The organism is Acinetobacter sp. T_3_1, from assembly GCF_025377055.1.
Classification (GTDB): Bacteria; Pseudomonadota; Gammaproteobacteria; order Pseudomonadales; family Moraxellaceae; genus Acinetobacter; species Acinetobacter kookii.
The window spans coordinates 1-24,617 of sequence record NZ_JACHVD010000025.1 but is presented as its reverse complement, the minus strand read 5'-3'; the positions used below and the strand labels follow the sequence as shown (position 1 = coordinate 24,617).

24 protein-coding genes, 1 rRNA gene and 1 pseudogene are annotated in these 24,617 nt (G+C 40.5%); 12 read left to right on the top strand and 14 right to left on the bottom strand.

All coding sequences use genetic code 11. The features are described from left to right. Positions 1-318 precede the first annotated feature (318 nt). The 6 genes and pseudogenes from wecB to H4I94_RS15090 form a co-directional block, all read right to left on the bottom strand. The gene (wecB, locus tag H4I94_RS15115; RefSeq protein ID WP_092820275.1) at positions 319-1,422 is read right to left on the bottom strand and encodes a non-hydrolyzing UDP-N-acetylglucosamine 2-epimerase; all 1,104 of its coding nucleotides are present in this window, start codon (positions 1,420-1,422) and stop codon (positions 319-321) included. Continuing rightward, on the bottom strand, positions 1,419-2,477 hold the full coding sequence (locus tag H4I94_RS15110; RefSeq protein ID WP_092820274.1) for a glycosyltransferase family 4 protein: 1,059 nt from the start codon (positions 2,475-2,477) through the stop codon (positions 1,419-1,421). Before H4I94_RS15110 ends, wecB begins: the two co-directional genes overlap by 4 nt. After that, complete coding sequence (locus H4I94_RS15105) at positions 2,467-4,716, bottom strand: methyltransferase (protein WP_261183625.1); 2,250 nt, start codon at positions 4,714-4,716, stop codon at positions 2,467-2,469. The genes H4I94_RS15110 and H4I94_RS15105 overlap by 11 nt, the downstream gene beginning before the upstream one ends. A gap of 3 nt (positions 4,717-4,719) precedes the next feature. Further along, positions 4,720-6,081: an ABC transporter ATP-binding protein gene (locus H4I94_RS15100; RefSeq protein ID WP_261183623.1), complete on the bottom strand. Its 1,362-nt coding sequence runs from the start codon at positions 6,079-6,081 to the stop codon at positions 4,720-4,722. Further along, positions 6,020-6,847 carry an ABC transporter permease gene (locus tag H4I94_RS15095; protein WP_092820271.1) on the bottom strand — a complete coding sequence of 276 codons (828 nt, stop codon included), beginning with the start codon at positions 6,845-6,847 and terminating at the stop codon, positions 6,020-6,022. Before H4I94_RS15095 ends, H4I94_RS15100 begins: the two co-directional genes overlap by 62 nt. 479 nt (positions 6,848-7,326) lie before the next feature. Then, positions 7,327-7,803, bottom strand: a pseudogene (locus H4I94_RS15090) (integrase); the annotation flags it as partial. A 114-nt stretch (positions 7,804-7,917) separates the two neighbouring features. On the opposite strand from H4I94_RS15090, the gene dusA reads away from it, so the two are divergent. Continuing rightward, the gene (gene dusA, locus H4I94_RS15085; RefSeq protein WP_092820270.1) at positions 7,918-8,949 is read left to right on the top strand and encodes a tRNA dihydrouridine(20/20a) synthase DusA; all 1,032 of its coding nucleotides are present in this window, start codon (positions 7,918-7,920) and stop codon (positions 8,947-8,949) included. 184 nt (positions 8,950-9,133) lie between these two features. Here the strand turns inward: dusA and H4I94_RS15080 are convergent, their stop codons facing one another. Beyond that, positions 9,134-9,511 carry a cytochrome b562 gene (locus tag H4I94_RS15080; RefSeq protein WP_092820269.1) on the bottom strand — a complete coding sequence of 126 codons (378 nt, stop codon included), beginning with the start codon at positions 9,509-9,511 and terminating at the stop codon, positions 9,134-9,136. 153 nt (positions 9,512-9,664) lie between these two features. Then, positions 9,665-10,930 (bottom strand): bifunctional phosphopantothenoylcysteine decarboxylase/phosphopantothenate--cysteine ligase CoaBC, encoded by a 1,266-nt coding sequence (gene coaBC / locus H4I94_RS15075; RefSeq protein ID WP_261183622.1) that lies wholly within the window; start codon positions 10,928-10,930, stop codon positions 9,665-9,667. Between the two features lie 112 nt (positions 10,931-11,042). On the opposite strand from coaBC, the gene radC reads away from it, so the two are divergent. Together radC and H4I94_RS15065 are read left to right on the top strand one after the other, a co-directional pair. After that, on the top strand, positions 11,043-11,738 hold the full coding sequence (gene radC, locus H4I94_RS15070; RefSeq protein WP_261183621.1) for a RadC family protein: 696 nt from the start codon (positions 11,043-11,045) through the stop codon (positions 11,736-11,738). Between the two features lie 70 nt (positions 11,739-11,808). Then, positions 11,809-12,720, top strand: coding sequence for a bestrophin family protein (locus H4I94_RS15065; protein ID WP_092820266.1), 912 nt, complete (start codon positions 11,809-11,811; stop codon positions 12,718-12,720). A 129-nt stretch (positions 12,721-12,849) separates the two neighbouring features. On the opposite strand, the gene H4I94_RS15060 is transcribed toward H4I94_RS15065, so the two are convergent. Further along, positions 12,850-13,701, bottom strand: coding sequence for a PHP domain-containing protein (locus tag H4I94_RS15060; RefSeq protein ID WP_092820265.1), 852 nt, complete (start codon positions 13,699-13,701; stop codon positions 12,850-12,852). 45 nt (positions 13,702-13,746) lie between these two features. Between H4I94_RS15060 and H4I94_RS15055 the strand changes: the two genes are divergently transcribed. The 4 genes from H4I94_RS15055 to mnmC are packed head-to-tail and all read left to right on the top strand — an operon-like array spanning position 13,747 to position 17,189. After that, positions 13,747-14,361, top strand: coding sequence for an inner membrane-spanning protein YciB (locus tag H4I94_RS15055; protein ID WP_092820264.1), 615 nt, complete (start codon positions 13,747-13,749; stop codon positions 14,359-14,361). Between the two features lie 26 nt (positions 14,362-14,387). Then, positions 14,388-14,690 (top strand): YciI family protein, encoded by a 303-nt coding sequence (locus H4I94_RS15050; RefSeq protein ID WP_261183620.1) that lies wholly within the window; start codon positions 14,388-14,390, stop codon positions 14,688-14,690. Positions 14,691-14,694: 4 nt separating this feature from the next. Then, positions 14,695-15,213: a hypothetical protein gene (locus H4I94_RS15045; RefSeq protein ID WP_092820262.1), complete on the top strand. Its 519-nt coding sequence runs from the start codon at positions 14,695-14,697 to the stop codon at positions 15,211-15,213. A gap of 56 nt (positions 15,214-15,269) precedes the next feature. Continuing rightward, the gene (mnmC, locus tag H4I94_RS15040; protein ID WP_261183619.1) at positions 15,270-17,189 is read left to right on the top strand and encodes an FAD-dependent 5-carboxymethylaminomethyl-2-thiouridine(34) oxidoreductase MnmC; all 1,920 of its coding nucleotides are present in this window, start codon (positions 15,270-15,272) and stop codon (positions 17,187-17,189) included. 143 nt (positions 17,190-17,332) lie between these two features. Here the strand turns inward: mnmC and H4I94_RS15035 are convergent, their stop codons facing one another. Further along, entirely contained in the window at positions 17,333-17,647 is a 315-nt protein-coding gene (locus H4I94_RS15035) for a rhodanese-like domain-containing protein (RefSeq protein ID WP_092820261.1), read from the bottom strand. 91 nt (positions 17,648-17,738) lie between these two features. Between H4I94_RS15035 and H4I94_RS15030 the strand changes: the two genes are divergently transcribed. Beyond that, positions 17,739-18,227: a YajQ family cyclic di-GMP-binding protein gene (locus H4I94_RS15030; RefSeq protein ID WP_086195903.1), complete on the top strand. Its 489-nt coding sequence runs from the start codon at positions 17,739-17,741 to the stop codon at positions 18,225-18,227. Between the two features lie 32 nt (positions 18,228-18,259). Continuing rightward, entirely contained in the window at positions 18,260-18,760 is a 501-nt protein-coding gene (locus H4I94_RS15025; RefSeq protein WP_261183618.1) for a DUF4442 domain-containing protein, read from the top strand. A gap of 86 nt (positions 18,761-18,846) precedes the next feature. On the opposite strand, the gene H4I94_RS15020 is transcribed toward H4I94_RS15025, so the two are convergent. Genes H4I94_RS15020 through H4I94_RS15010 form a run of 3 tightly spaced genes read right to left on the bottom strand, consistent with a single transcriptional unit; the run spans position 18,847 to position 20,608 of the window. Beyond that, positions 18,847-19,218: an acyl-CoA thioesterase gene (locus H4I94_RS15020; RefSeq protein WP_409449189.1), complete on the bottom strand. Its 372-nt coding sequence runs from the start codon at positions 19,216-19,218 to the stop codon at positions 18,847-18,849. Positions 19,219-19,273: 55 nt separating this feature from the next. Beyond that, positions 19,274-19,711: a thioredoxin TrxC gene (gene trxC / locus H4I94_RS15015; protein ID WP_092820258.1), complete on the bottom strand. Its 438-nt coding sequence runs from the start codon at positions 19,709-19,711 to the stop codon at positions 19,274-19,276. Then, positions 19,712-20,608 (bottom strand): alpha/beta hydrolase, encoded by an 897-nt coding sequence (locus tag H4I94_RS15010; protein WP_261183616.1) that lies wholly within the window; start codon positions 20,606-20,608, stop codon positions 19,712-19,714. Positions 20,609-20,732: 124 nt separating this feature from the next. Between H4I94_RS15010 and H4I94_RS15005 the strand changes: the two genes are divergently transcribed. The 3 genes from H4I94_RS15005 (at position 20,733) to H4I94_RS14995 (ending at position 24,297) form a co-directional block, all read left to right on the top strand. Next, positions 20,733-21,068, top strand: a complete 336-nt coding sequence (locus tag H4I94_RS15005; protein ID WP_131274397.1) for a TIGR01244 family sulfur transferase — start codon at positions 20,733-20,735, stop codon at positions 21,066-21,068. A gap of 598 nt (positions 21,069-21,666) precedes the next feature. Beyond that, positions 21,667-22,842 (top strand): hypothetical protein, encoded by a 1,176-nt coding sequence (locus H4I94_RS15000; RefSeq protein ID WP_261183614.1) that lies wholly within the window; start codon positions 21,667-21,669, stop codon positions 22,840-22,842. An 81-nt stretch (positions 22,843-22,923) separates the two neighbouring features. Beyond that, complete coding sequence (locus H4I94_RS14995; RefSeq protein ID WP_261183613.1) at positions 22,924-24,297, top strand: dihydrolipoyl dehydrogenase; 1,374 nt, start codon at positions 22,924-22,926, stop codon at positions 24,295-24,297. A gap of 173 nt (positions 24,298-24,470) precedes the next feature. Here the strand turns inward: H4I94_RS14995 and rrf are convergent. Further along, a 5S ribosomal RNA gene (gene rrf, locus H4I94_RS14990) occupies positions 24,471-24,585 on the bottom strand. Between the last annotated feature and the right edge of the window lie 32 nt (positions 24,586-24,617).

Genomic DNA, 24,617 nt, shown 5'->3' with positions numbered 1-24,617 from the left:
GTATAAATCTGATATCTTTCTTCTTGGGTAAGATGAGTGTAGTTCATGATGCAACTTTGACTTTGGTCGGTCGGAAGCAAAATGCTAGCTCATCTTGCTTCCTTCCAATAATTTAATCTCTGTTGCACTTCATTTGAGAATCTAAGATACTAATAAATATACATTATTCCATCTTATATCGATAAATAAGTGTCCACTTTATGTGGACACTATTGAATATTGCAATGTTTAGAAAAAGTGATGATTCAGCTGACTTCCTTGCTAAAACCCACTTTTGAAAATATTCTATGGATACTTCTTCGCACGAACTAACAATATTTAAATAGCATCAAAATATTCTCTAAGAATTTGAACTATTCGCTCAGATGCATGACCATCACCATACGGAGAAACACCACGAGCCATCACCTTATAAGCTGACTCATCATCAAGTAATCGCTGAGCTTCTTCAATAATTCGTTCGCAATTTGACCCCACTAATTTCACTACACCCTGCTCTACTGCTTCTGGACGTTCTGTTTCATCACGTAGCACAAGTACTGGCTTACCTAATGCAGGAGCTTCTTCTTGCACCCCTCCAGAATCTGTTAAAATCAAATATGCTCGTTTCATTACAGCAATAAAGGGTGCATAATCCAAAGGTTCACATAGAATGACATTAGGTAATTCTGCTAGAAATTCATGAGCCACATCTTTAACATTTGGATTTGGATGTACTGGGTAAAGAAATTGAATATCTGAATTATTCTTTGCTAAAGTACGTAATGCTTTACAAATATTTCGGAATGGTTCTCCAAAATTTTCCCTGCGATGCGAAGTTACCAATACCAGACGCTTATCCGCTTCTATATCAATGGGTAGCTCTAAATCTTTGGCAGCACTCATCAACAATGCATCAATTACCGTATTACCTGTGACCACGATATCAGCATCTGCAATTCCTTCTTTTAGCAAATTCTGCCGAGAACCTTCAGTCGGTGCAAAATGCCAACGTGCTAATTTTCCAGCAATAACTCGGTTAGCCTCCTCAGGGAACGGATTCTGCATATCCCAAGTTCTTAATCCTGCTTCAACATGTCCTATCGGAATACGATGATAAAAACATGCCAGAGCTACAGTCATAACTGTAGTCGTATCACCCTGTACTAAAACAGCATCAGGTTTTTCACTTTGTAAAACATCATCCAAGTCTAATAATAATCTTGCTGTCAAGGTGGTTAGTGCTTGATTGGGACGCATAATATCAAGATCAATATCGGGTTCTATACCAAAAAATTGGTTGACTTGATCAAGCATTTGTCGATGTTGAGCCGTTGCTAACACTCGAACCTCAGCCCATGGTTCAGATTTTAGTGCCAGAATGACTGGTGCCATTTTAATGGCTTCAGGGCGGGTACCTACAACGCAAAGAATTTTTTTCATATAGTAATTCCAAGTTTTTTCATGAGTTTTTTCCAATCCTCAAGAAATATCTCTGTAGAAAAGCTATTTCGTACTGAGGTTACCGCTTTACGCGCCACGTCATAATGATCAAATAAATTTTCTATACACTTAGCGAACTTTTCAGTATCACCGAGTGGATAAGTAAGCATAGACTCATGACCAGAAACTAAATCTACGTGTGCTTTAATATCCGACAAAGCGACAGGAATAATTGAAGATATTGCTTCTGCAGCCGAAAGGCCAAAAGATTCACTTTGAGAGGGGGAAACAAATATTCCACCTGAATCAGCAACAGCATTCAATAAAGCTCTAGAGGAGGTAAATGAAACAGGAGGTAATACTAAAGAAATACTATCAAGGGAACGCATTAACAATTCTTTTTCGATATTAATTTCAGGGTTTTTGGGACCGCAGATCAAAAGCATAAACTCTCCTTTTCGTCGACTCTCCAAAATTTGGAAGGCATCTAATATAGATAAGGGGTCTTTTAAACGATCTAGACGGCCAAAGAAAAGAATAGGCTTACGCTTCCATGCTGGAAGAGAAATTTTTTGTGACAATTCAAAAGAATCGATCCCCCAAGGAACAAAATTTCTCAGTAAAGACACTGAAGTGGGTAAAGATAAAAATTCATTTTCAATCAGTGTCTTAAATGATAATGAAGGGACGACAACTTGCTCGCAACTAGACGATAATTTTTGAAGATATTCCCGATTATCTTGATATCCAGTGTGACATTCAACGATATAACGTTGAGAACGATTTTCACATAATTCTATTGCTTGTGGGCAATCGATTAAAGAAACTAAATCATAGTTTCTATCAAGTGAAGTTACAATTGATGTGGTGTCTTCAAGTCCATATTTTTTCAGCGCTAAACGAAATGCCTGCCCCCCTCCTGCATCATGCATAAAATAAAAGTCTATTAAAATCTCTGGAAAATATTGTCTAAAAGCTAGTGCACGATTAATTAGCACTCTCTCACAGCCACCAAAAGTCGCCCAAGGATAAACAAAACATATTCTAATTTGCATATAAATCCCATATACCATTATTTTTATTTATTTCATTTATCAGCGTCTCAAATCGCGCTCGCCAAGTTACCTGCTGCAAAAAATTATTAATATCTTCTGTGTCATAGTCGTCATTAAGTGCCTTCTCAATAATGTCTTCAACATCTTCGCTTTCTGCAAAATATGTCATAGGATAGCTTTTCAAATGTCGGATACCCGTTACAACAACAGGCAGTCCAAAGTACAAATATTCATATATCTTAATAGGATCTACAGCTTCTGCTAAGATTCCTTCCATAAAAGGAATTATCCCAATAGACCAATTGGAAACTTGCCTATGTAAATCTTTTGGTAATACCTTACCTAAAAGATGAATGTTGGATAAAGCTGTAATTTCTTTTCTAACCCATTCTGGCTCGCCATAACCAATAATCTCAAACTTAATATGAGGATAGCTCTTCGCAAGCTGCAGTATAAGCTTCCAATCAAACCAAGCATCAGTGAGATGTCCGAAATATCCAATTATAGGACCTCCATCTTCTCGATTCCTCGCTATTCCTTGATTCTCTACACCAAGCACTTCAGGAGTAAAACCATTCCCAATTATTTTAATATCCGAACGAATATGGGAAAATTTGTTTCGTAAAGGAGGAGATACCGCACAAACAAAATCAGACTGCAATATAAGACTTTCTTCTACAGATTTCTTAAACCAGGGAGCTTGCCCTACTTCACAGAATGCCTCCCATTCATCCATAATGTCATAAATAATAGCGAATCCCTTTTCTCTTAAAATGGGAACAAGCCCCACCAAATTAGGAGTAGGCATAGTCACAAGAAAAAGAGAACGCTCACGGCAAAGATGGAGTTTATTAACGTACTTTATAAAATCAAAGAGAGGAACTTGAAATACATTTGGAAAAACCTCTTTACATCCTTTGGACAATTTATCCTTAGCAGACCACTGCCAAGCAATAAATAATACTTGATAACCTTTTTCAGCAAAATATTTTGCTGCATTAATTGGCCTTTGATTTACTAACTCATCAAATTCAAACCCACAAGGAATAATCACAACTTTATTGTTCTTGTTTGCTTTCTCAACCCATTCAATATAATCGTTAGTATCATCATTCAAAAATTTATCACTAGCGATATCCATATTGCGCTGCATGCGTTTAGCTGCAAAAGCATATCTTTGCTTTTTTAATTTATCTTGTAATGCTTGAGGTAATTTCCAGTAAATCGCTTTTAATAATAAATATCTCCCATCTTTACTCCAAATATAACGGGAAAGCGAATACACTAAACGCAGAGGTCGAGTCAATCTCCATGAACGAGATGTCTGAAACATCTGAATTTGATTATTTTGCTGAAATATTTTCTGGTTGAGAGTTGCTATTTGCATATTCTGATCAGCCACAGCTTGCGTAAGACTAGCAACTTGTAAATCTCTATCTGTCACTGCTTGCGTAAGACTGGCAACTTGTATATCTCTATCACTCACTGCCCGTGTTAGACTTGCAATTTGTATATCTCGTTCAAGCACAGTTTGCTTTAGAATATTAAACTCTGTATTCAAATCAATTTTTTCTAGTTCACAATCACTTAATCTAAGCTGAAGTGAATGAATCCAAGAGGAGTCACCATAGACTAAAAAAACTTGATCCCCACTCCATTGTGTAGAAGGAATACGTGAACAATCCAAAACTTTGGACCATACTAGCCGAAAACCATTGTCTAGTTCTAAAGGGATATTTTCTGACAAAAAAGTTGAGAAATGTTCAGCAATACGATTAATCTCGCGATATGGCAACGCAAGAATAACGGCTTTTTTAGCCTTTGTACTTAAAGTTGCCAATACTTCAAACGGATTATGGAAATGCTCAAGTGTGTTAGATGAAAAAACTACATCATAGCTTGGTGTAATCTCAGAATCTGGTTCAAGCCAGTTTTCACAAAAAAATTTAATCATAGGATAGCGCTGGCTAGCCTGCTCAATCGCTATTTTTGAAAAATCAACACCAAATAATTGCTGTGAATTTATATAACTAGCCCAAATATCAGTTCCATCCCCTTGTGCACACCCCCAGTCTACAACACTGAGAGATTCTCGCCGAATTTGCTCAATCAACCAAATTGGCAAATTTTCAAGTGCAAGTTGAGCAAAAAAGCGAGATTGTCGCGGTCCTTCATAAACCTCCCAATCTTCGGTAAATCGTTTATCCCAATAAGTATCTGAATTAATAGTAGATAACATTTATTATAAAACCTGTACTGTCTGCTCAATCGCCGGCTGAAAAATTCCAAAAAAACGCTGCTCAGACAAAGATGAAAAATAGTGAGCACCCTCAAGATATTCATAGTAGTGGATATCTAAATCGGCACGATTTTCCACGGCCACCACCAAGAGATATTTTCCCGTCACTAACGGATTTATCATACGAAAACGTATACTAAATTCTTCTTGCTCAAGAAGTTGAATATCGCCACTGTCATGTGTTGTTGAAACAATTAAATCAGTCCCTTTAAGATCTTTAATTGAACAGGCGATGCTTAAATGCTTGCGAGGAATATCCGAAGGCACATGTACCTGCACCACAATTTCTATAGGCTCCCCCCAAGCAATAACATCACTTCTAGCACCATGTTTATTACATACTGATGCTCCAAGAATTAATCCCTTACGTGCCCCCCAATGGGTAACAGGACGAGCATCCAAAGCATGATGGTTTTGTAGAGTTTGCTGATCATTCTGTTCTAAAGAGTCAATCACCGTCTGATTTGCTATATTTTTTTTAATATTTTGATGTAGCCCCTGTTCCTCGGATAGTTCATCTTGAAACATATATTCCATATACTTACCTGTAACCGGAAAAACTTCTCCATCCTCAACAAGCGTTCCTTTATCAAGCCATATTGCTCTATCACAAAGTGTCCGAACTACACCCACATCATGACTAACAAATAAAATAGTCGTGCCACGTTCTTGGATTTCTTTAATGCGTTTCATACACTTGGCTACGAAACGGGCATCGCCTACAGATAGTGCTTCATCAATAATGAGAATTTCAGGATCGACATGAATGGCAATTGAGAATGCGAGCCGAGCATACATGCCACTAGAGTAAGTTTTAACAGGTTGGCCTAAGAAATCGCCAAGCTCTGAAAATTCAAGCACTTCACCCATTCTTTGTTCTATTGTTTCTTTAGGAAATCCCAAAATAGCCGCATTTAAAAGGACATTTTCGTACCCTGTGAATTCTGGATTAAAGCCAGCTCCTAACTCAAGCAAAGCCACTACACGGCCATTTGTGTCAATACGACCAGTTGTAGGAGTCACTGTACCGCAGATCATTTGGAGTAAAGTGGATTTTCCACTACCATTACGACCTATAATTCCTACAGTTTCGCCTCGATTTATAGAAAATGTTATATTTTTTAATGCCCAAAATTGGCGAGGCTTTTTTTTATTTCCAAAACTTAGCATTTGAAAGAGTCGATCTTGTGGCTTTTCATAAATGTTATAACATTTACTTAAATCGGTTACTCGAATGGCATAATTAGATAACATCAGCAAATCCCCTACGGGTTTTTTGAAACCATAAAAAACCTGACCAAGCAAACATACTAGTCCAGACAACTTGGATTAACCACTCAATCCAGTTAATTCCTTTACCCCAAATTAGGACATCACGTGCTTGTTCAATTATTAATGTTAATGGATTTAACTGCATTAAAGACTGGTATGCTTCAGGTAGAGCCGTTATTGGGTAAAAAATTGTTGTTAAAAACATTAGCAGGGTGGTGAAAACTCCTACAATTTGTGATACATCCCTCAAAAAAACCCCTATTGAGGCAAGTAACCAAGAAAATCCTAAAACCAACATTATTAAAGGTAATAAAACAAATGGAAATAAGAATATTTCAATGTGAGGAATACCCATAAATATGATATAAAAAATAATCCATACAAAAAAACTAATTAAAAAATGAAAAATTGCAGAACCTAAAGCTACTATGGGGAGAACTTCGAGAGGAAAAATAACTTTTTTAACATAATTCACATTACTTAATATTAAGTTTGGAGAACGATTAATGCATTCTGCAAAAAGGTTAAATATCATTAACCCGGAAAATAATATTAAAGCAAACTCTGTTTTAGAATCCGAGCCACCCAACCATTTTGCTTTAAATACGACACTAAAAACAAATGTATAAACAACTAACATTAAAATGGGGTTAAAAAAAGACCAAAGCAGCCCAAATATTGATCCACGATAGCGCGCAACAACCTCTCGTTTAATTAAACTCCAAATAAGATTTTTATTGATAATAACAGTTCTAATCAAAGCCAAGAGTGAACTGGAAGGACTTGCATGCGGATTCAACAACAATACTCCATTTTCATTTTGTCAACTAAATTACTGTGAATTTATTAGCCAGCACTTTATTTTTTAAAAATATATTTTTGAGGATGAATAATACCATGCTTTATTATAGAATCGAATTCTTTCAGGCTAGTAACTAGCTTAATTGTGTATATGCACCAACTTTAATTAGCCCTGTTACACAAATACAATTGTATCAACCCCTATCCTCAACTTCCTTAATTCTATTAATTTATTTCAGGAAAATATTCCAATAGCAAGAATGACCTATGATTCTTTGAAGTTAATGAATCAAACTTTTCTATTTCACGGACACAATTTACTTCAATATATCTGTATTCAATAAGAACTCCTTCAATTCTGCTGTTGCAGGTAGTTCTGTCACGCTTACCATTAGATCAGATCTGTCTAGTTTCTCATAATCATGCATTTACTTTATCAAAGCTAGCCAATTCAACATTCACCTCCTACATGACCTAGCCGTGAGATAATATTCCCCATATATGAAGTAACTCACGATGTAAGATAGTTATAGCGATTGGTTTCAAATCCAACTTAACATCACAATTCTGATGTAACGCAACATGCTCTGAGATATCGGCTGGTTTTATTTTTGTGATAATATTGCGCGCGATTGGTAGCTTCTTAATTAAGAGCAGAGAATAGCGTTTCGTTCTTCCGTACTCGCTCCCGACTTCATCCAAATATTTATCTATGGTATCTGATAAGGTCAGATCAATGAGCTGTTCTTTGCCAAGCAAAATATCAGGATTGTCTTGAATTTCGACTTCTCTTTTCTTAACCCAGTTTTCAGCCATCTTTTTTGAATGAAATGTTTTACTTTCAGAGAAAGTAGGAAAGCCTTTTCGATTGATTCTAATCGCAGCAGGATAGTTAATTTTACCATCGGCACCTTTCCTTGCTGTAATTAACCCATAATTTACACCACGGCCTATTTTTTTGATTATGGTGTAAAATTTGGTGTAAATGCAAACCGATTAACCCATCTAAACACAGGTTCAAACAGATTCGCGCAGGTTGCGAAACAAAGATTAAAGGTATGATTTTTAATGACTATTATCAAAAACATTGAAAACACTCAATCCCCGCGAATCAGTGTCGCCCCGATGATGGATTGGACTACCCGTGACTACCGTTTTTTTGCACGCCTGTTTAATCCGAATATTATTATGTATACCGAAATGGTGACGACGGGTGCCATTCTTTTTGGCGGTGCAGCACGCCATTTGGACTATAACAACGAAGAACACCCGATTGTTCTGCAACTTGGTGGCTCAAATCCGAAAGATCTTGCGACCTGTACCAAAATGGCACAAGACTGGGGCTATGATGAAGTCAACCTGAATGTGGGCTGTCCCAGTGACCGCGTACAAAACAACAAAATTGGCGCATGCTTAATGGCAGAACCCGACCTGGTGGCTGAATGTATTGCTGAAATGCGCAATGCCGTGGATATTCCTGTGACGGTCAAACACCGGATCGGTATTGATGACATGCAGTCTTATGAAGAAATGCTGCATTTTGTCGATACCGTAGCCAAAACAGGTTGTGACAATTTTATCGTGCATGCACGTATTGCCCTGCTTCAGGGCTTGTCACCGAAAGAAAACCGCGATGTTCCGCCTTTGCGTTATGAAGATGTTTACCATTTAAAACAGGACCGTCCAAACCTGCTGATTGAGATTAACGGCGGAATCAAAACCTTGGCTGAAACCCAAGAACATTTAAAACATGTTGATGGGGTGATGATTGGCCGCGAGGCTTATCACAATCCCTATCTACTGGCTGAACTTGGACAACTCTGGAATCTGGAAGCACCTGACCGTTTTGAGATTATGGCGCAAATGATGCCGTATATTGCCAAACGGATGGAGGAAGGTGCTCCACTTTCTATTATTACCCGTCATATTTTAGGATTATTCCAGAATTTGCCGGGTGCACGAAAATGGCGTCAGGCTTTAAGCGGTGGCAATGCCAAAACCCTAAAAGATGTAGAGACAGCTTTGATCAATATTCAGGAAGCGATGCAACGCACTGAAGAATATATAAAAGAAAATCAGAGCTCTCTAGCTTCAAGTTAATTGCACGGTATCCCCATACAAAATGCCAGTCCATTTAACCATGGACTGGCATTTTTATTTTAATTTTGCATGCGGCTTGCTGGGATACGATTTACACCGTTCACACAATGGTCACGAACAAGCGTAAATGGGCTTCATCTCACTTTTCACCCAGCCTCACCTGGAACGCTAAATATGCATCACATCAGTGATGGTTATAAGCAGCATGTCCTCGATCTTTAACCGCAGCAATTTTTTTACCTTCCACTTTGGCCTGCTCTAATTGACCAGCCTGAACCAATAACCGGGTTTTATCAATCTCTGCCAGCAACTGATCATATAAGGCATCTGAGCTCGGCGCTTTTGCATTATGGGCTTTTAATTTCACTTTTTTTGCATCCAAAGCCGCAGCCTTCATATTATCCAGCGCTTGCAATGCATCGTTCTGATTATCCGCCTTGTTAAACATTTTAAAGTTTTTTCCAAGCGTCATCATATTTTGTTCAAGCGTACCAGCAAAGCTGACACTGCTGAACGACAAAGCAGCAGAAAGCATGACTGTGGTGAATGTTTTTTTAATCATGTTGATGTCCTTGTAAAGATCCGTTTCAAAAACAGGAGAGTCTTATTGTTACAGTTAAATTGCTCTAAACATTTGCGCTTTAAGCATTAAACATAATGTAGATAGCATAAAAAATGCAACGGACAGGTTGCATTTTAATTCATGGCCTGTGTTTTAAACTGGCTCTATTTCCTGTTGCAAGGCATCATGAATTGCTTCTACCAGCTGCTGCGCGATTTCCTGTTTCGAGGCTTTTTCCAGATCACGTTTTTCCATCTGATAACTTTCAGCAAAAAATACCGTCATGGCATTTTGGTCCGATGCAAAACCGATGTCGGAACGTGAAACATCATTGCAGGCAATCATATCCAGTTTTTTCGCGACCAGCTTGCCGGCGGCATATTCTTCCACATTGCGGGTTTCAGCGGCAAATCCCACCATAAATGGACGTTTTTGTTGCTGGGCAATGGTTGCCACAATATCCGGGTTTTTAATTAAAGCCACATTCAGCTCATCACCGGCTTTCTTGATTTTATGCTCGGCTACTTCTGCGACGCGGTAATCCGCCACCGCAGCTGTGGCAATAAAGATGTCACAGCCTTTATCTAGCTGCTCCATACTGTGTTCCAGCATCTGCATGGCAGACTGCACATTAATACGGCGTACACCATTTGGAGTATCCAGACTGACCGGTCCTGCAATTAAAGTGACTGTGGCACCGGCTGCATAACAGGCCGCAGCCAAGGAAAAGCCCATCTTCCCGGTACTGTGGTTGGAAATATAACGGACCGGGTCCAGCGCTTCACGCGTAGGTCCCGCAGTAATCACGACATGTTTGCCGGCCAGCATGCCAAATTTTTCTGCAATCGCACGCTGTGCACGGTGGAAATATTCAGTCACCTGATGTGCTAAATCTTCCGGCTCAGGCATACGTCCCAAACCGACATCACCGCAGGCTTGTGAACCGGCATCCGGCATAATCACATGCACGCCATCTTCCACCAGTGTATTCAAATTGCGCTGCGTCGCTTTGGCCGCCCACATTTGCTGATTCATGGCAGGTGCGACCCAAACAGGCGCTTTGGTCGCCAGATATAAAGTACTGAGTAAATCATCTGCCAAACCTGTCGCGAATTTTGCCAGCGTGTCACAAGTTGCAGGGGCAACCAGCAGTAAGTCGGCCCAACGCGCCAATTCAATATGCCCCATGCCTGCTTCAGCTTCAGGATTGAGTAATTCAGTGTGCACCGGATTTCCCGACAGGGCCTGAAAGGTCAACGGAGTAATAAACGCCTGTGCCCCCTGCGTCATGACCACACGGACATTAAAGCCTGCATCTTTTAAACGACGGACCAAAATGGCACTTTTATATGCCGCAATACCACCAGTTACCGCTAAAACAATGTTTTTATTTGGAATCACACTCAAATCGAAGCTCACGAACAGGCTACCTTTCTGTTGCAGTGGCGCTCACAATAGCATTAAATAAAGACATCCCCAAGTCGGCAACTTGGTTAATAATCATTACTAATAACAAAAAAGTCTAAAAACAATGAATTTATCGATTAAACACTGGCCTGAACAGGAACGTCCACGTGAAAGGCTGATTCAACAAGGCGCTGCAAGTCTGTCAGATGCTGAACTGCTGGCCATCTTTTTACGTTCCGGCTCCAGGCAACATTCTGCCGTGGAGCTTTCGCGCATGCTCTTGCAGCATTTTGGCGGGCTCAACCCTATTTTGGATGCCGGACTTCAAGATTTAAGCCAATTTCATGGCATCGGTGCAAGCAAATATGCCCAACTGATTGCGGTGAAGGAATTGGGACGGCGCTATATTTCCGCCCATTTACAGCAGGGAAAAATTGAATTAAGCAATTCAAAAATACTCCTAGATTTTTTGAAATTCGAATTGCTGGGTGAAAAGCAGGAAGTTTTTGCGGTACTTTGCCTGGATGCACATTTAAGAAAAATAAGCTTTAAGAAAATGTTCTACGGTTCGCTTAATTCGTGTGAAATTTCTACAAATCAGCTGCTGCGTCATGCCATCAATCAACATGCCAGCAGTCTCGTCATTGCGCATAATCATCCTTGGGGGATGCCACAACCATCGAGTGCCGATGTCGAACTCACACAACGTATTCTAAGTGCCTGTCAATTATTGGAAATCAAGCTGATTGACCATTGTATTGTGTCACCAGAAGGAAGCTGTTCACTGGCGGAGCTGGGGCTGATTTCAACTCAACAATAGTTGTAACAAATATTGACAAAAGCCCTGCTAACATTGAAGATCAACAAAAAATTTTGATGATACTAATAACATGATTGTTCGTGATCAACCTAGTGTATTCAAGCTGCTCTTTTCCTGGCGCGGAACCATCCTGCCCAAGGTTTTGCCGCCTTTAGGTGTGGTCATGCTGATCTCCTCAGTCATTGGCGGTCTGTCATATATTGGTTACTTTCATTTTCCGGAACTGCCCCTGGTGGGCTTTACCTTAATTGGGGTGGTGCTGTCGATTTTTCTCGGCTTTAAAAACACCGCCTGTTATGACCGCTGGTGGGAAGCCCGTAAACTGTGGGGCATGCTGATTGCCAATGCGCGACATTTTGACCGCGACTGTCGCATGCTCAGCCAAGGACGCCGTGAACGCATCATTCAGCACGTGATTGTGTTTGCCAACGTACTGCGTGACCGTTTGCGTCATCAAACGGCGAATCCTATGGCATTGGTAGAAACCAGCGGCATGAGCCAACAGGCTGTAACCCAGCTTTACCAGCAGGCCAATGCACCGCAATACACCTTGAGCCTGATTCAATGGGAATTGATGCAAGCGCTTAAAGAAGGTGAAATTTCCGATATTATTTATACCCAGATGAATCAGCATGTGGCTGAACTGAGTCTGGTTCAAACCGGTTGTGACCGTATTGCCACCACACCTTTGCCTTTTGCCTATTCAGTCTTACTAAACCGTACCGTGTATTTTTTCTGTTTTATGTTGCCGTTTAGTCTGGGCGCAACCTTGGGTTTGGCGACGCCTTTAATGGTCGGTATTTTGGCTTATACCTTTTTGGGTCTGGATGCGCTCAGTTCCGAAATTGAAGAACCTTTCGGCACGCAAAGCAATGACTTGCCACTGGACTCAATGGTGCGCACCATTGAAATTGAACTCTTGGGAACTTTGGGTAAACCAACCCCACCACCGATTCAGGCACAGGATCATAATTTGCTTTAGACCCTCTTCCCCTTGCGGAATATATTCCTCATCCCAGAGGGAGAAGGAGCTTTTATCCTTTCTAAATTTTAATAATGGATATCGCCTCTTCTTCTAGGAGATGAGCAGCACTGCTGCGCAAGGGAGAGGTCAAACAAAACTCTCCCAAATCCCGACCTGTCCTTCCTTAACGCGCGGAATGTTGCCCAGCTTGATCCATGGCATATTGTCACCATGAAAATCACTGCCCACAGACACCTTAAGCCCAAACTGTTCAATCATCCGGTCGACCATTTGGCGGGTTGAGGCCGGCTCAATCGCTGGCGGAAGCTCCACAGCATCCCCACCAAACTGGGCAAAAATTTCAATCAAATAGCGGATATTAGTAGCTGATAAATCATATTTCGTCGGATGCGCCAGCACGGCGAAACCCTGACTCTCATGAATGACCTGAATGGTTTCTTCCAAACCCAGGCCATCAAATTTCACATAGGCTTTTTTGCCTTCTTTAATATATTTATCAAAAGCCTGTTGTGGACGACTGACATAACCTTTTTCTACCAGGGTTTTGGCAATATGGGTTCGGGTGATCCGGTCTGCAACACCCTCCACTTTGGTAATCACATCGGCATAAATATCCTCACCAATCAGCGGAACCAGCAAATCACAGATCTGTTTGGCACGAATCGCCCGAATCTGTTTTTGTTGTTCCAGTAAGGCAAGTAACGGTTCTGGTTTTTGCATATTCAATGCAACCACATGTACGGCATAGTTTTTTTTCGTTGCCGGACGTGACCATTGGCTGGAGATTTCGACACCGGAAATAATATTCAGCGGTAAAGCCTGCGCAATATTTTCAGCTATTTTTAAGCCATCCATGCTATCGTGGTCCGTCAGCGCAAGGGTATGAATGCCTTTTTCCACGGCTGCATGCACAAGTTGTTCTGGAGACAAAGTTCCATCAGAAATATTACTATGTGTATGTAAATCTATGCCTTGCATCACTTATACTATGTCATTTATTTGATCAGATTTAGATACTCTAACATGAAAGCACTTTTAGACTTTGTGCCACTCATTATTTTCTTTTATTTATATAAAACTGTTGATCCCAAAGATACCGAACATCCGCTATTACATTTGATCGGTTCAGCGGGAGGTATTGATAATAATCACATTTTAGTGGCTACCGCAGGTCTGATCATCTCAATGCTGGTGGTGTATGGAGTCTTATTTGTCAGCCAGAAATTCCGCCTGGATAAACAGCAATGGATTGTGCTGTTTATGACAGTCATTTTTGGTGGCATTACCTTAATGCTGAGCGATGATTTTTATATCCGTTTGAAAGCCGCTCTTTTAAATATTGTTTTTGCGGGTGCCTTCCTGCTTTCACCTTACTTTACCAAAGACAAGAAACCCCTGATTCAGCGTTTATTTGGTCCTATTTTCAATTTAACCGCAAAAGGCTGGAAAAACTTAAACTTTGCCTGGGCTGGCATGTTCGCATTCATGTCTTTCCTGCATGTTTTTTTCGCTTTTTTATTTGCTGGCGGAAAATATTGGGGCGAATTTACTGCATTTGGTGACATGATTGTGATGTTTTCCTTTATCATTGTTCAGTTTATTGTCTTGCGCAAATATTTTAAGTCGCCTGAAGCCTAATTCAGGTCAACTGATCGAGAAAGAATATGCCTTTATTCGTCGTAACGTGTACCGATAACGAGGGTACAGTCGAAAAACGTCTAGCTACGCGTCCACAGCATTTGGAACGCCTGCAAAAATTAAATGATGAAGGTCGTTTAATTGTAGCTGGTGCAATGCCTAAAGAGCCCGGCAATCCACAGGCAGGTTTTTATGGCAGCACGATTATTGTTGACTTTGAAACCCGTGAAGCACTGGATACATGGCTGCAAGATGAGCCTTTCTTAAAAGAAGGCGTATATGGTCATATTGATGTGAAACCTTTTAATAAAGCTTTCCCTCAAGGATAAAATCATGCGTGTTGTAGTTTCAAGCTTATTGGGTTTCTCTTTAATCTGTTCAACAGCTTGGGCGGTGGAATCTGCTCCTGCTCCGACACCTGCTGTAGCCCCTGCTGCTCAAGCGACGACTGCAACACCTCCACCACAGACCACCCCACAAACCTTACCTGCAAATAAGCCGGGTACTGTTCCTGCTACCAAGCTGGATGCCAATGGTTTACCTTTGGAAACCAAACCGCTGACCGCAGAACAAATTGCCAAGAATAAGGCAGTGCAAGATGCCAAAGTCAAAGCGCTGGTTAAAGATCAGGCCACCCGCTTACAGCAACTGGAAAAAGCCAATTTAGATGCCTTGGCACAAAACCAGGAACTGCAATTGAAAAATGACAGTTTGGGCGTTCAGGTGCAGGTGTTGCAAAGTGAACGTAGTGCACAGATGTTTTTATACGGCGCAGCGACGATTGCAGTCGGCGTGTTGCTGGGCTTCCTGATTGCCAGTTATGTGTATACCAAACGTCGTCGCCAGTGGTAATGACAATATTTACTGATTCATTTAGTTTTACAGCTTGATTTAAAGGTTATTTAGGTTTGTCCCATCCTATTCAAACTGCCGATCTGGATTGGCATCAGGTCGATGGCATTGAGGTTCCCGTTTCCAAACTGTTTGGAGACGTTTATTTCTCTAAAGATAATGGTTTGCTGGAAACTCGGCATGTATTTTTAAATGGCAACGATTTATCGACCCGCCTGGCAAAGCTGAATGATTTTGAATATTTCTGTGTTGGTGAAACCGGTTTTGGCACCGGCTTAAATATTCTGGCCTTATGGCAGCTTTGGCAACAGCTTCGCCCGGACAATCACAGCCATCTGCATGCCATTTCTGTAGAAAAATTTCCCTTAAGAAAAGATGACCTGATTCGTGCTTTAAACGTATGGCCTGAACTGCAACCTTTGGCTGAGCAATTAATTGCCCAATATCCAATGCCTATTGCCGGCTGTCACCGTTTATCCTTTCCGGATGAACGTTTTAGCCTGGATTTATGGCTAGGCGATGCGCATGACGTTTTTCCCGTCATGGAAAAAACAGCAACAGTCAATGCATGGTTTTTAGATGGTTTCGCCCCCTCTTGTAATCCGGATATGTGGGAAGAAAATGTTCTCAACAACATTGTGCGTTTATCAGATTTCGGAACAACATTCGCTTCATTTAGTGTAGCGGGTGTACTGAAACGCGGCTTAAAAAATCACGGCATTTCTATTACACGTCCGCGCGGTTTTGGACATAAACGGGAAATGCTTAAAGCCATCTGGAATGCACCTGAAGATCAGATTGAAACCTCGGAAGATTTAGACTCCACTCAAAAAAAAATCAAGCTAAATACTGCGATCTTTAAACAGCGCCAGATTGCGATTATTGGCGCAGGAATCGCAGGTTTAAGCTGTGCCTGGGCATTTGCTCAGCGTGGCCATCAGGTGATGGTCTATGACCAGACAGCCCCTCTTTCCGGCGGCTCTGGCAATCCTTTGGCCTTACTGAACCCGAAACTGTGTCCGATTGAACAAAGTCCAAACCATTTAATGACTTTAGCCTGGCAACATGCATTAAATCATTATGCAACCTTTGCAGCTTTCCGCCCAATTCAGGTCAGTCAGTTAGCACTGAAAAATGCCGATGAGTTACTGGGACTGGCACAACAGTATCCTGAAGGAATTCTTCAAGCAGAATCCACCACAGATTGTACTCTAAATACTGAATTCTCCAATCTTAATTTATTGCAGGCAGGGGCTGTTTCTCCGCATCAATTACGAGATCAAATCCTAGAACATCCCCTGATTCAGTATCAGCAAGCAGAAGTGTCCGAGATCAAGCAAGCCACCTTGATGAAGGTGCTCTCTACTACTGGGCAATTATTGGGTGAATTTGATCATGTGATTGTTTGCGCTGCACGCAATAGTCAAAACTTCTTTGCACAATTTCCTGTATTAAAGCCGATTCGTGGACAAGTCAGCTGGGTAGACAACTCCGTACAGCCTTTAGATGCCCATCAGGCCTATAGCTATGGCGGCTATTGCATGCAGCTCAATGCAGATCAGCTTGTTTTAGGTGCATCGTTTTACCCGAATCGTGATGATGAGGAAGTCCTACTGGAAGATCATGTGCATAACTATGAACTGATCCACAGTGTTTTTCCTGAATATGCCAAAACTTTAGCACCGGTGGAAAGCTGGCAGGGTCGTGCTTCAGTACGCGCCCAAACTCAGGATTATTTTCCGGTCGTGAGTCAGGTACAACAAGATCAGCAGATTTATGCATTGACGGGTCTGGGTTCGAAAGGGTTTTTATTTGCACCGCTTTGCAGTGAAGTTTTAGCTGCACAGGTGTTGGGCGAAGCCTGCCCTGTTTCATCGAGTTTAGTGCGTAAACTGAGTGCCAGACGTTTTGAAAAGAAAGTAAAAGCGAAGAAACCTTATTTTAAAAATCCTCATCCTTTATCAAAAGGTGAATAGCACCGCTACCAAAGCGGGAGATTTTAAATTTTCTGCCCCACCCTTTACAAACTCAGCAAATATTCTAAAGATTCTTATCTGCCGCCGAGGGAAATGGAGTTTTCTGTCTGCCAATAAAAAAGCGCCTTCCGGCGCTTTTTTCCTTACGCACCCTGCTCTAAAGGGAGGCCTGCATCACGTGCAGCACGGGTACCACCCATCAATACCACATACTCACGTGAACTATCCAAGTTTTCCAACTTTTCAGCAGCACGGGGAGCCTTACTACCACCACCGCATAAAATGTAAATAGGCTGATCCGACTCCACCTGAGTTAAGCTATTTGCATTTAGGTTATCGATGGGCTGGTTCACAGCACCTTTTACATGACCTTCAGCAAAGGCTTTTGTATCACGAACATCCCAGATAATTGCATTTTCTGGGAACTCAAATGTTGTAATTTCTTGTTTACGGATCATTGCGCACTCCTTTGATGTAAACAACACTTGGCAAATGAAGAAAACATCCCTAGCATCTCAGATATTCTTTCCATTTGTAAAGGTCTAAACCATGCCTTCTTTCGATATTGTATCTGAATTAGAAATTTTTGAAGTAAATCATGCTGTTCAAAACACGCAAAAAGAAATTGCAACCCGTTTTGACTTCCGCGGACAAGACGTTTCTATTGAACTGAATGAAAAAAACAAAGAAATCAAAATCAGTACTGAAAGCGATTTCCAATGTGAACAAGTCTACAGCATGCTGGAAAATCATTTCTTCAAACGTAAAGTGGATATTCAGGCGCTTGATCCGCAAAAAATGACTGCTTCTGGCAAAAATGTCATTCAAGTAATCAAGCTGAAAGATGGTCTTGACTCGGATACCGCAAAAAAAATTAATAAAGCCATTAAAGAAAGCGGCATCAAGGTGCAATCATCTATTCAGGGCGACAAAATTCGTGTAACGGATAAAAAGCGCGACACTTTGCAACAAGTGATGGCTTTTTTAAAAGAACAGCAATTTGGTGTGCCTTTGCAGTTTAACAACTTTAAAGACTAAGGCATTGCTGCCGTCACACGTCGAGGAATTCCATGACACCGACCAATCGCTTATCGAAACTGGTAAAAGCAACGGCTAAATTACCTCAGGGCATCCGCAATAAACTGTGGAGCAAAGTGTTTGGTCGGGTCGTGCCGATGGTGGGCAGTGCCCATATTCGTTATCTGGAAGTCAGCCACTGCAAAGTGGTGGTCAAGATTGAAAACCATCGGGCCATGCAAAACCATATTGGCCAGGTTCATGCCTGCGCCATGGCACTGATTGCCGAAACTGCCACCGGTTTTGTCACTGGAATGAATGTTCCAGACTCCTGTATTGTATTAATTAAAAGCTTAAAAGTTGATTTCAAACGTCCATCCAAAGGTGCAATGATTGCAACCGCCACCTTGACAGATGAGCAGCAAAAGCTCATGCAAAGCACCGAGAAAGGTGAAACGCTGGTAAGCGTTCAGGTGACGGATGAATCAGGTGAAGAGCCTGTTCAATGTGAAATGCTCTGGGCCTGGGTGTCCAAGTCACAATTAAAAAACTAATTTGTTTTTTAGTTCTACCAATACCAGCTAAAAAATTAAACTGATAAAAAAAGCCCAATCAGGATTGGGCTTTTTTACTCTTGGAATTATTTCTCTTGCTGCGAAGCTAAAAATTTTTGTTTGACCTCATCCGGTATCTGACGCTTGGCCCCTTTTACATCCACAGCGACAAAGGTAAACACGCCTTCGGTTACACGAGTAGGTTCACGCGAACTGTCATGACTGTCCCACACTTCAATTTGCATTTGAATGGAGGTATTACCCACTTTTAAAATTTTGGTATAACAGCTAATCACATCGCCGACTTTGACGGGAACCAAAAAAGTCATCTGATTAATTGAAATGGTTGCACAGCGTCCTTTACTAAAACGCTCTGCATGAATTGCACCTGCCAAATCCATTTGTGAAACGATCCATCCACCAAAGACATCACCACTCCAGTTGGTATCTGCTGGCATTGCAATTGTTTGAAGGGAAAGCGTTCCTTCCGGTTTTACATGAGTATCTGACACGTTAACTCCCAGTATTGGCATTTAAATGTTGATCCAGCCACTGCTGTAGCTCTGTGGATCGTAGCGCACCGCTTATTCTAGCAATTTCATTGGTTTTATTCATCAAAACCAAAGTGGGAATACTACGCACATTAAATGCACCACTGAGTCGAGGTGATTCTTCGGTATTAATTTTGGCAAAAATCACTTTCGGGTTTTGTTTTGCCACTTGTTCAAAATGAGGGGCCATCATCTTGCAAGGACCGCACCATTCCGCCCATAAGTCAATCAGTATAGGCAATTCACTATGGGTAACGAAGTTACTAAAATTATGCTCATTCAACTCTATGGGAGCTAGAGGAATAAGCGCATGTTGACACTGACCACAGTTTGGATTTGCTTCCAGTTTATCTTCCGGTACTCGGTTTCTGGCACCACATGCAGGACATACAATAATCATTTAGCTCACTCCAATATATTGGTGTAAAAATTCTAATTGCGTTGATATGGCTTTTTCAAACCATTGGCCATGATAGATATCAAAGTGTTGCATATCCCATTCATGGTATTGTACATAAGGTGCGATATTGGTCGCTGTTTCACGGCTAGATTCAATTGGAATCAGACTATCCTGTTTAGAGGCAATAAATAAAACAGGCACACTGATTTTACGCACATCCTGAATAGGACGATAACGGATCAGGTTGAAAAAGACGCGTGCAGGAATCTCGCCACTCCAGTAATAATCAGGATTAACAATGGATAGATATCCCTCATAACTATCTGCCGTAGGCATAAAGCATAAACCCTTTTTGCTCACAACGGGCAATGTTTTCGGAGACATCCCCACTTTCGCGCCCATATAATCCTGACTCGATATTTTGAGTGCCTTAGGCAATTGTTGCAAAGGATAAAGCTTGGCACTTTCCGTACCATCGACAAATGGCACTTGCACCATCACCGCTTGGACATTTTTTAATTCTGCCGCTAAATTTAAGGCATAGCCACCACTTAAAGAGGTTCCCCAAAGTACGATACGCCGTGAATCAATCGATTTCCGCGCCACAATATGCGCAATCATGGTTCGCCAATCTTCCAATTGTGATTGAATCGAGACCAGTTCACGTGGACGGCCGGTACTCCCCCCCCAATAACGATAATCAAACAGTACAACGGCATAACCCGCCTGGGCAAAACGCTTGGCATATTGAACCAGTTTAAATTGACGTAAAGCAGCCAAACCATGTGCCATAATAATCACAGCCGGTTTATGTTCGGTTTTGGGACGATAAAAATCCGCAGCAATGACCTCTTGCCCACTATTTACATATAAGGGTTCAACCGTATAGGAATGCATACGCGCTCCAGTGCGTTATTTTATGATTATAATCGCTTATAAAAATTTCAACTGATTAAACTCAAGTTTCAGCTTAATGCTATCATAAAGCATATATCTATTGAGCAAATTATGGAGTGACAAAATGAGCGAAAATGTCGGCTTTGCAGGTCAAATTAGCCCAGAACAGGTAACGCAAGTTGTTGAAAAAGGTTTTAAATCGATTATCAACAACCGTCCGGATATGGAAGGTGGTCCAGAGCAGCCTACAAGCGCACAAATTGAAGAGGCTGCACGCAATGCGGGCTTAGACTATGTTTTTCAACCCGTCGTTGCAGGTCAAATTACTGAAGTTGATGTGCGTACATTTGCCAACCACTACAATGAACTTCCAAAACCTGTACTCATGTTCTGCCGCACTGGCAATCGTTCAAATAATTTATATCAACTCGCAAAACAAATGGATTTATTAGATGATTAAGCACGTTGTTGATCGTGCTTTTTTAATTTCATTTTGACCTTTAATACCGCGCTGTTTGTATAACCTGTTGATTCACTCTATAGGTTAAGCTTTTCTGGCGGTATTAGGAGGTCAAATGACAACATATAAATTTTGAATTTTTAAGTCTCTCACTTCACATCCGCCTGATGAGTGATAAGGCTATCTGGCTTCATTCCCCCATTAACCCCTATGGTTGAACAATTGCAGCATTATTTACTCCTCCATTATCGATGGTAAAATTTTTAAAATAGACGGGAGTTGAATTTGCCGAATATGATCATGGCTTACAAAACATATATTAATGATAGAACAAAGTGGCACATGCTCTTGCCTATCATTTAATAAAGTAAAAATTAGGACTGTTCTATGAATAAAATTATTCTTCTACTTCTTATTTCATGTGTCATTGTGGGATGTAGCTCTATGAATGTTCGACCTACGGTTGGGGTAAGTGTAGGAACTTCCATTTGATTTTATAAAAATAATATAAATGGTGCTATTTGCGCCATTTTTTATGTGTGATAAGCTCTAAAAATTATAAATTTAGTTTTTTCATATAATTATTTTCGGGGTAAACATGAAATTCATTAAAACAACTTTAACAATAGCTTTGACAGGCCTATTAGTTGCTTGTGGTGGTGGCGGAAGTGAGGGTTATTATAATAATGATAGTAAAAGTAATACTCTTCCCTCTGCACCAGACAATACAACATCCACCACGGATGTACAGACTATTTTTAACTCTTTGAAAGTAGAAGCTGCTTCATTATTTGGACAATCAAATCCTGAACAAAAAGGTTATGTAGACCATGCCATCGATGCCTATGCACAAAGTATTTTAAAAATTTCACAAGATATTAGAAATGTTGACTTTACAGCTTATCAAACAACAAACCGTAAAGCGAAGTGTTTCGATGAAAGTAAAAGTGATTATCGTGCTTGTTATGTTTTTATAGGGGATGAAATTAACAAATTACTAGGATCAAAATATGATTCTTGGGATTTCGTTATAGATGATGGGAAAGTGGACAATCAAAATGATCAAACTCTAGGAGATGATTTAGCAAATATTCGCTTAAAATCTGCTGACATCACACCAAATCTAGAAAGTTACTATGGTGAAACTTACCTATTAGTATTTGAAAATGAACATCCTCAAAAAAACTTACAAGACATTACAATTGCAGGTGCATTCTCGCATCCTTTCCAACAAGCACAAGGACTACAAAAACGCTTTATCCTAATCAATGAAGCTACTAGCGATTTTAAAATAACTGTTACCAAACCAGGCGCAACTACTGGAACAGTCATGGGTGCATTGAGCATTTATAAAGTTCCCACAGCCGATAACAGCGAGTACTACGTAACTGAAGCTGGTTCTGGTTTCAATACATTAATTAATGATAATACCAATGTAGCTTTCGCTGAGCCTTTAAACTTCCGTATTGACTCTAAACTGGGTGTTGCACCAAGCACCTATAAAATACTAAATGGTATTGAAACATTGAATCTGCCGAGCGTATCAATTTCAGGTACACGTATACAACACACTACACCATCCTTAAATGACAAAGAATATACAGGTAGTATTTTTTTAGAAGGCCCAAACATTTTTAACTTCAAACAATCGGCAATCAATTCAGTATTGAACTTTAAACATATCATTAATGAAATTACGTATGAAGGAACATCTACTCATACAAGTTCTGGCATTGTAACCACTTTCACATCTCCAAGTAATATTAAATATTAATGTAATTTATTGATATAAAGCCCTCAGTCATGAGGGCTTTTTTATATAGTTAAAACAACATTCTCTAAAATTGGTCCTTATATGTACGACATTATTATTATCGGTGCAGGTACAGCAGGTATTGCTGCTTATAAAGAAGCCATTAAACACACCCAAAACCTCCTTATTGTTAATGATGGATCATGGGATACAACCTGTGCCCGTGTCGGCTGTATGCCAAGTAAAGTGCTTATTTCTGCTGCAAATCGTATGAATGATATCGAAACTGCGGAGAAAGTAGGTCTATCTGTCACCTCAAAAATTGATACATCGCAGGTCATGCAACATGTGCGAATGCTTAGAGATCATTTTACAAATGCGATACTCAAAGATGTAAATAGCTGGACAGCAAAACATAAAATATCAGGACAGGCACAGTTCACTAATGAAAATACAATTACTGTGAATGGTCAGAAATATCAGGCTAAAAGTTTTATTATCGCTGTAGGTTCTACTCCAACCTTTGATCTCCAGTGGAAAGAACAGCTCGGTGACCGGCTCATCACTTCAGATCAAATTTTTGAACTAGAAAAATTACCTCAGTCATTGGCCGTGATTGGTAGCGGAGTCATCGCTATCGAACTTGCACAAGCCATGCAAAGATTAGGGGTCAAGACCACTGTTTTTGCACGTAGCCGTAAAGTTGGCGCCTTAAGCAGCTCAGCTTTGCAAAAATTAGCGCAAGATGAAATCAGTAAAAATTTAAATATTAAATTCGAAACATTACCAACTGCAGTTCAGCTTAATACGCAAGGAGTTACAATTAACTTCCAGGAAAATAATCAAGCCCAACAACTTGATGTGGAATATCTCCTGGTTGCAACAGGCCGAAAAAGTTATTTAGATACGCTGCAATTAAACAATATCCATCACTCATATACTGATCTTAAAAAACTTCCTGTTCACGATACAACCAAACAGCTTGGAGATTACCCTATTTTCATTGTCGGTGATGCACATAGCAACACGCCTATTCAACATGAAGCAGCACATGAGGGACGTCAAGCTGTAAATAACTGTTTAAAATATCCTGAAATTAAAAACTTAAAGACACTTACACCTTTAGCAATCGTATTTAGCGCACCAGAAATGGCAACCGTAGGGCAAAGTTTCAAACAACTCAGCGATGCAAAAATTGAATTCGTTACAGGTATGGTTTCGTATGAAAAACAAGGCCGGGCTTTAGCACTCGCTAAAAACAGTGGTGCGCTCGAAGTGTATATCCATCAATCTTCACGCAAAGTATTAGGGGCAGAATTATTTGTCGAAGCTGCAGAACATATGGCTCATTTACTAGCATGGATGATTTCTGAGAATTTAACCGTGGATGAAATTTTAGATAAGCCGTTCTATCATCCGACATTAGAAGAAGGCCTAAGAAGCGCTTTAAAACATGCCCGAAGACAATTAAAGTGAGTATAAAAGTTTAATATTTAATAAATATCTTTAATATTTTTTGATAAGACTATCAATCAATCCTGCTTACAGTTCACTGCAAGAAGCTTTAGTAGGCTTTTTGCAGTGTTAATATTACCTAATAATTCCCGCACAAAAAAAGCCCCCTCATTAGAGGGGGCTTTCGAATAATGAGCTGGCGATGACTTACTCTCACATGGGTAATCCCACACTACCATCAGCGCTAAGAGGTTTCACTTCTGAGTTCGGGAAGGGATCAGGTGGTTCACTCTTGCTATGGTCGCCAGCACAACTGTTATGACTTTGCGTTTGGTCTTATT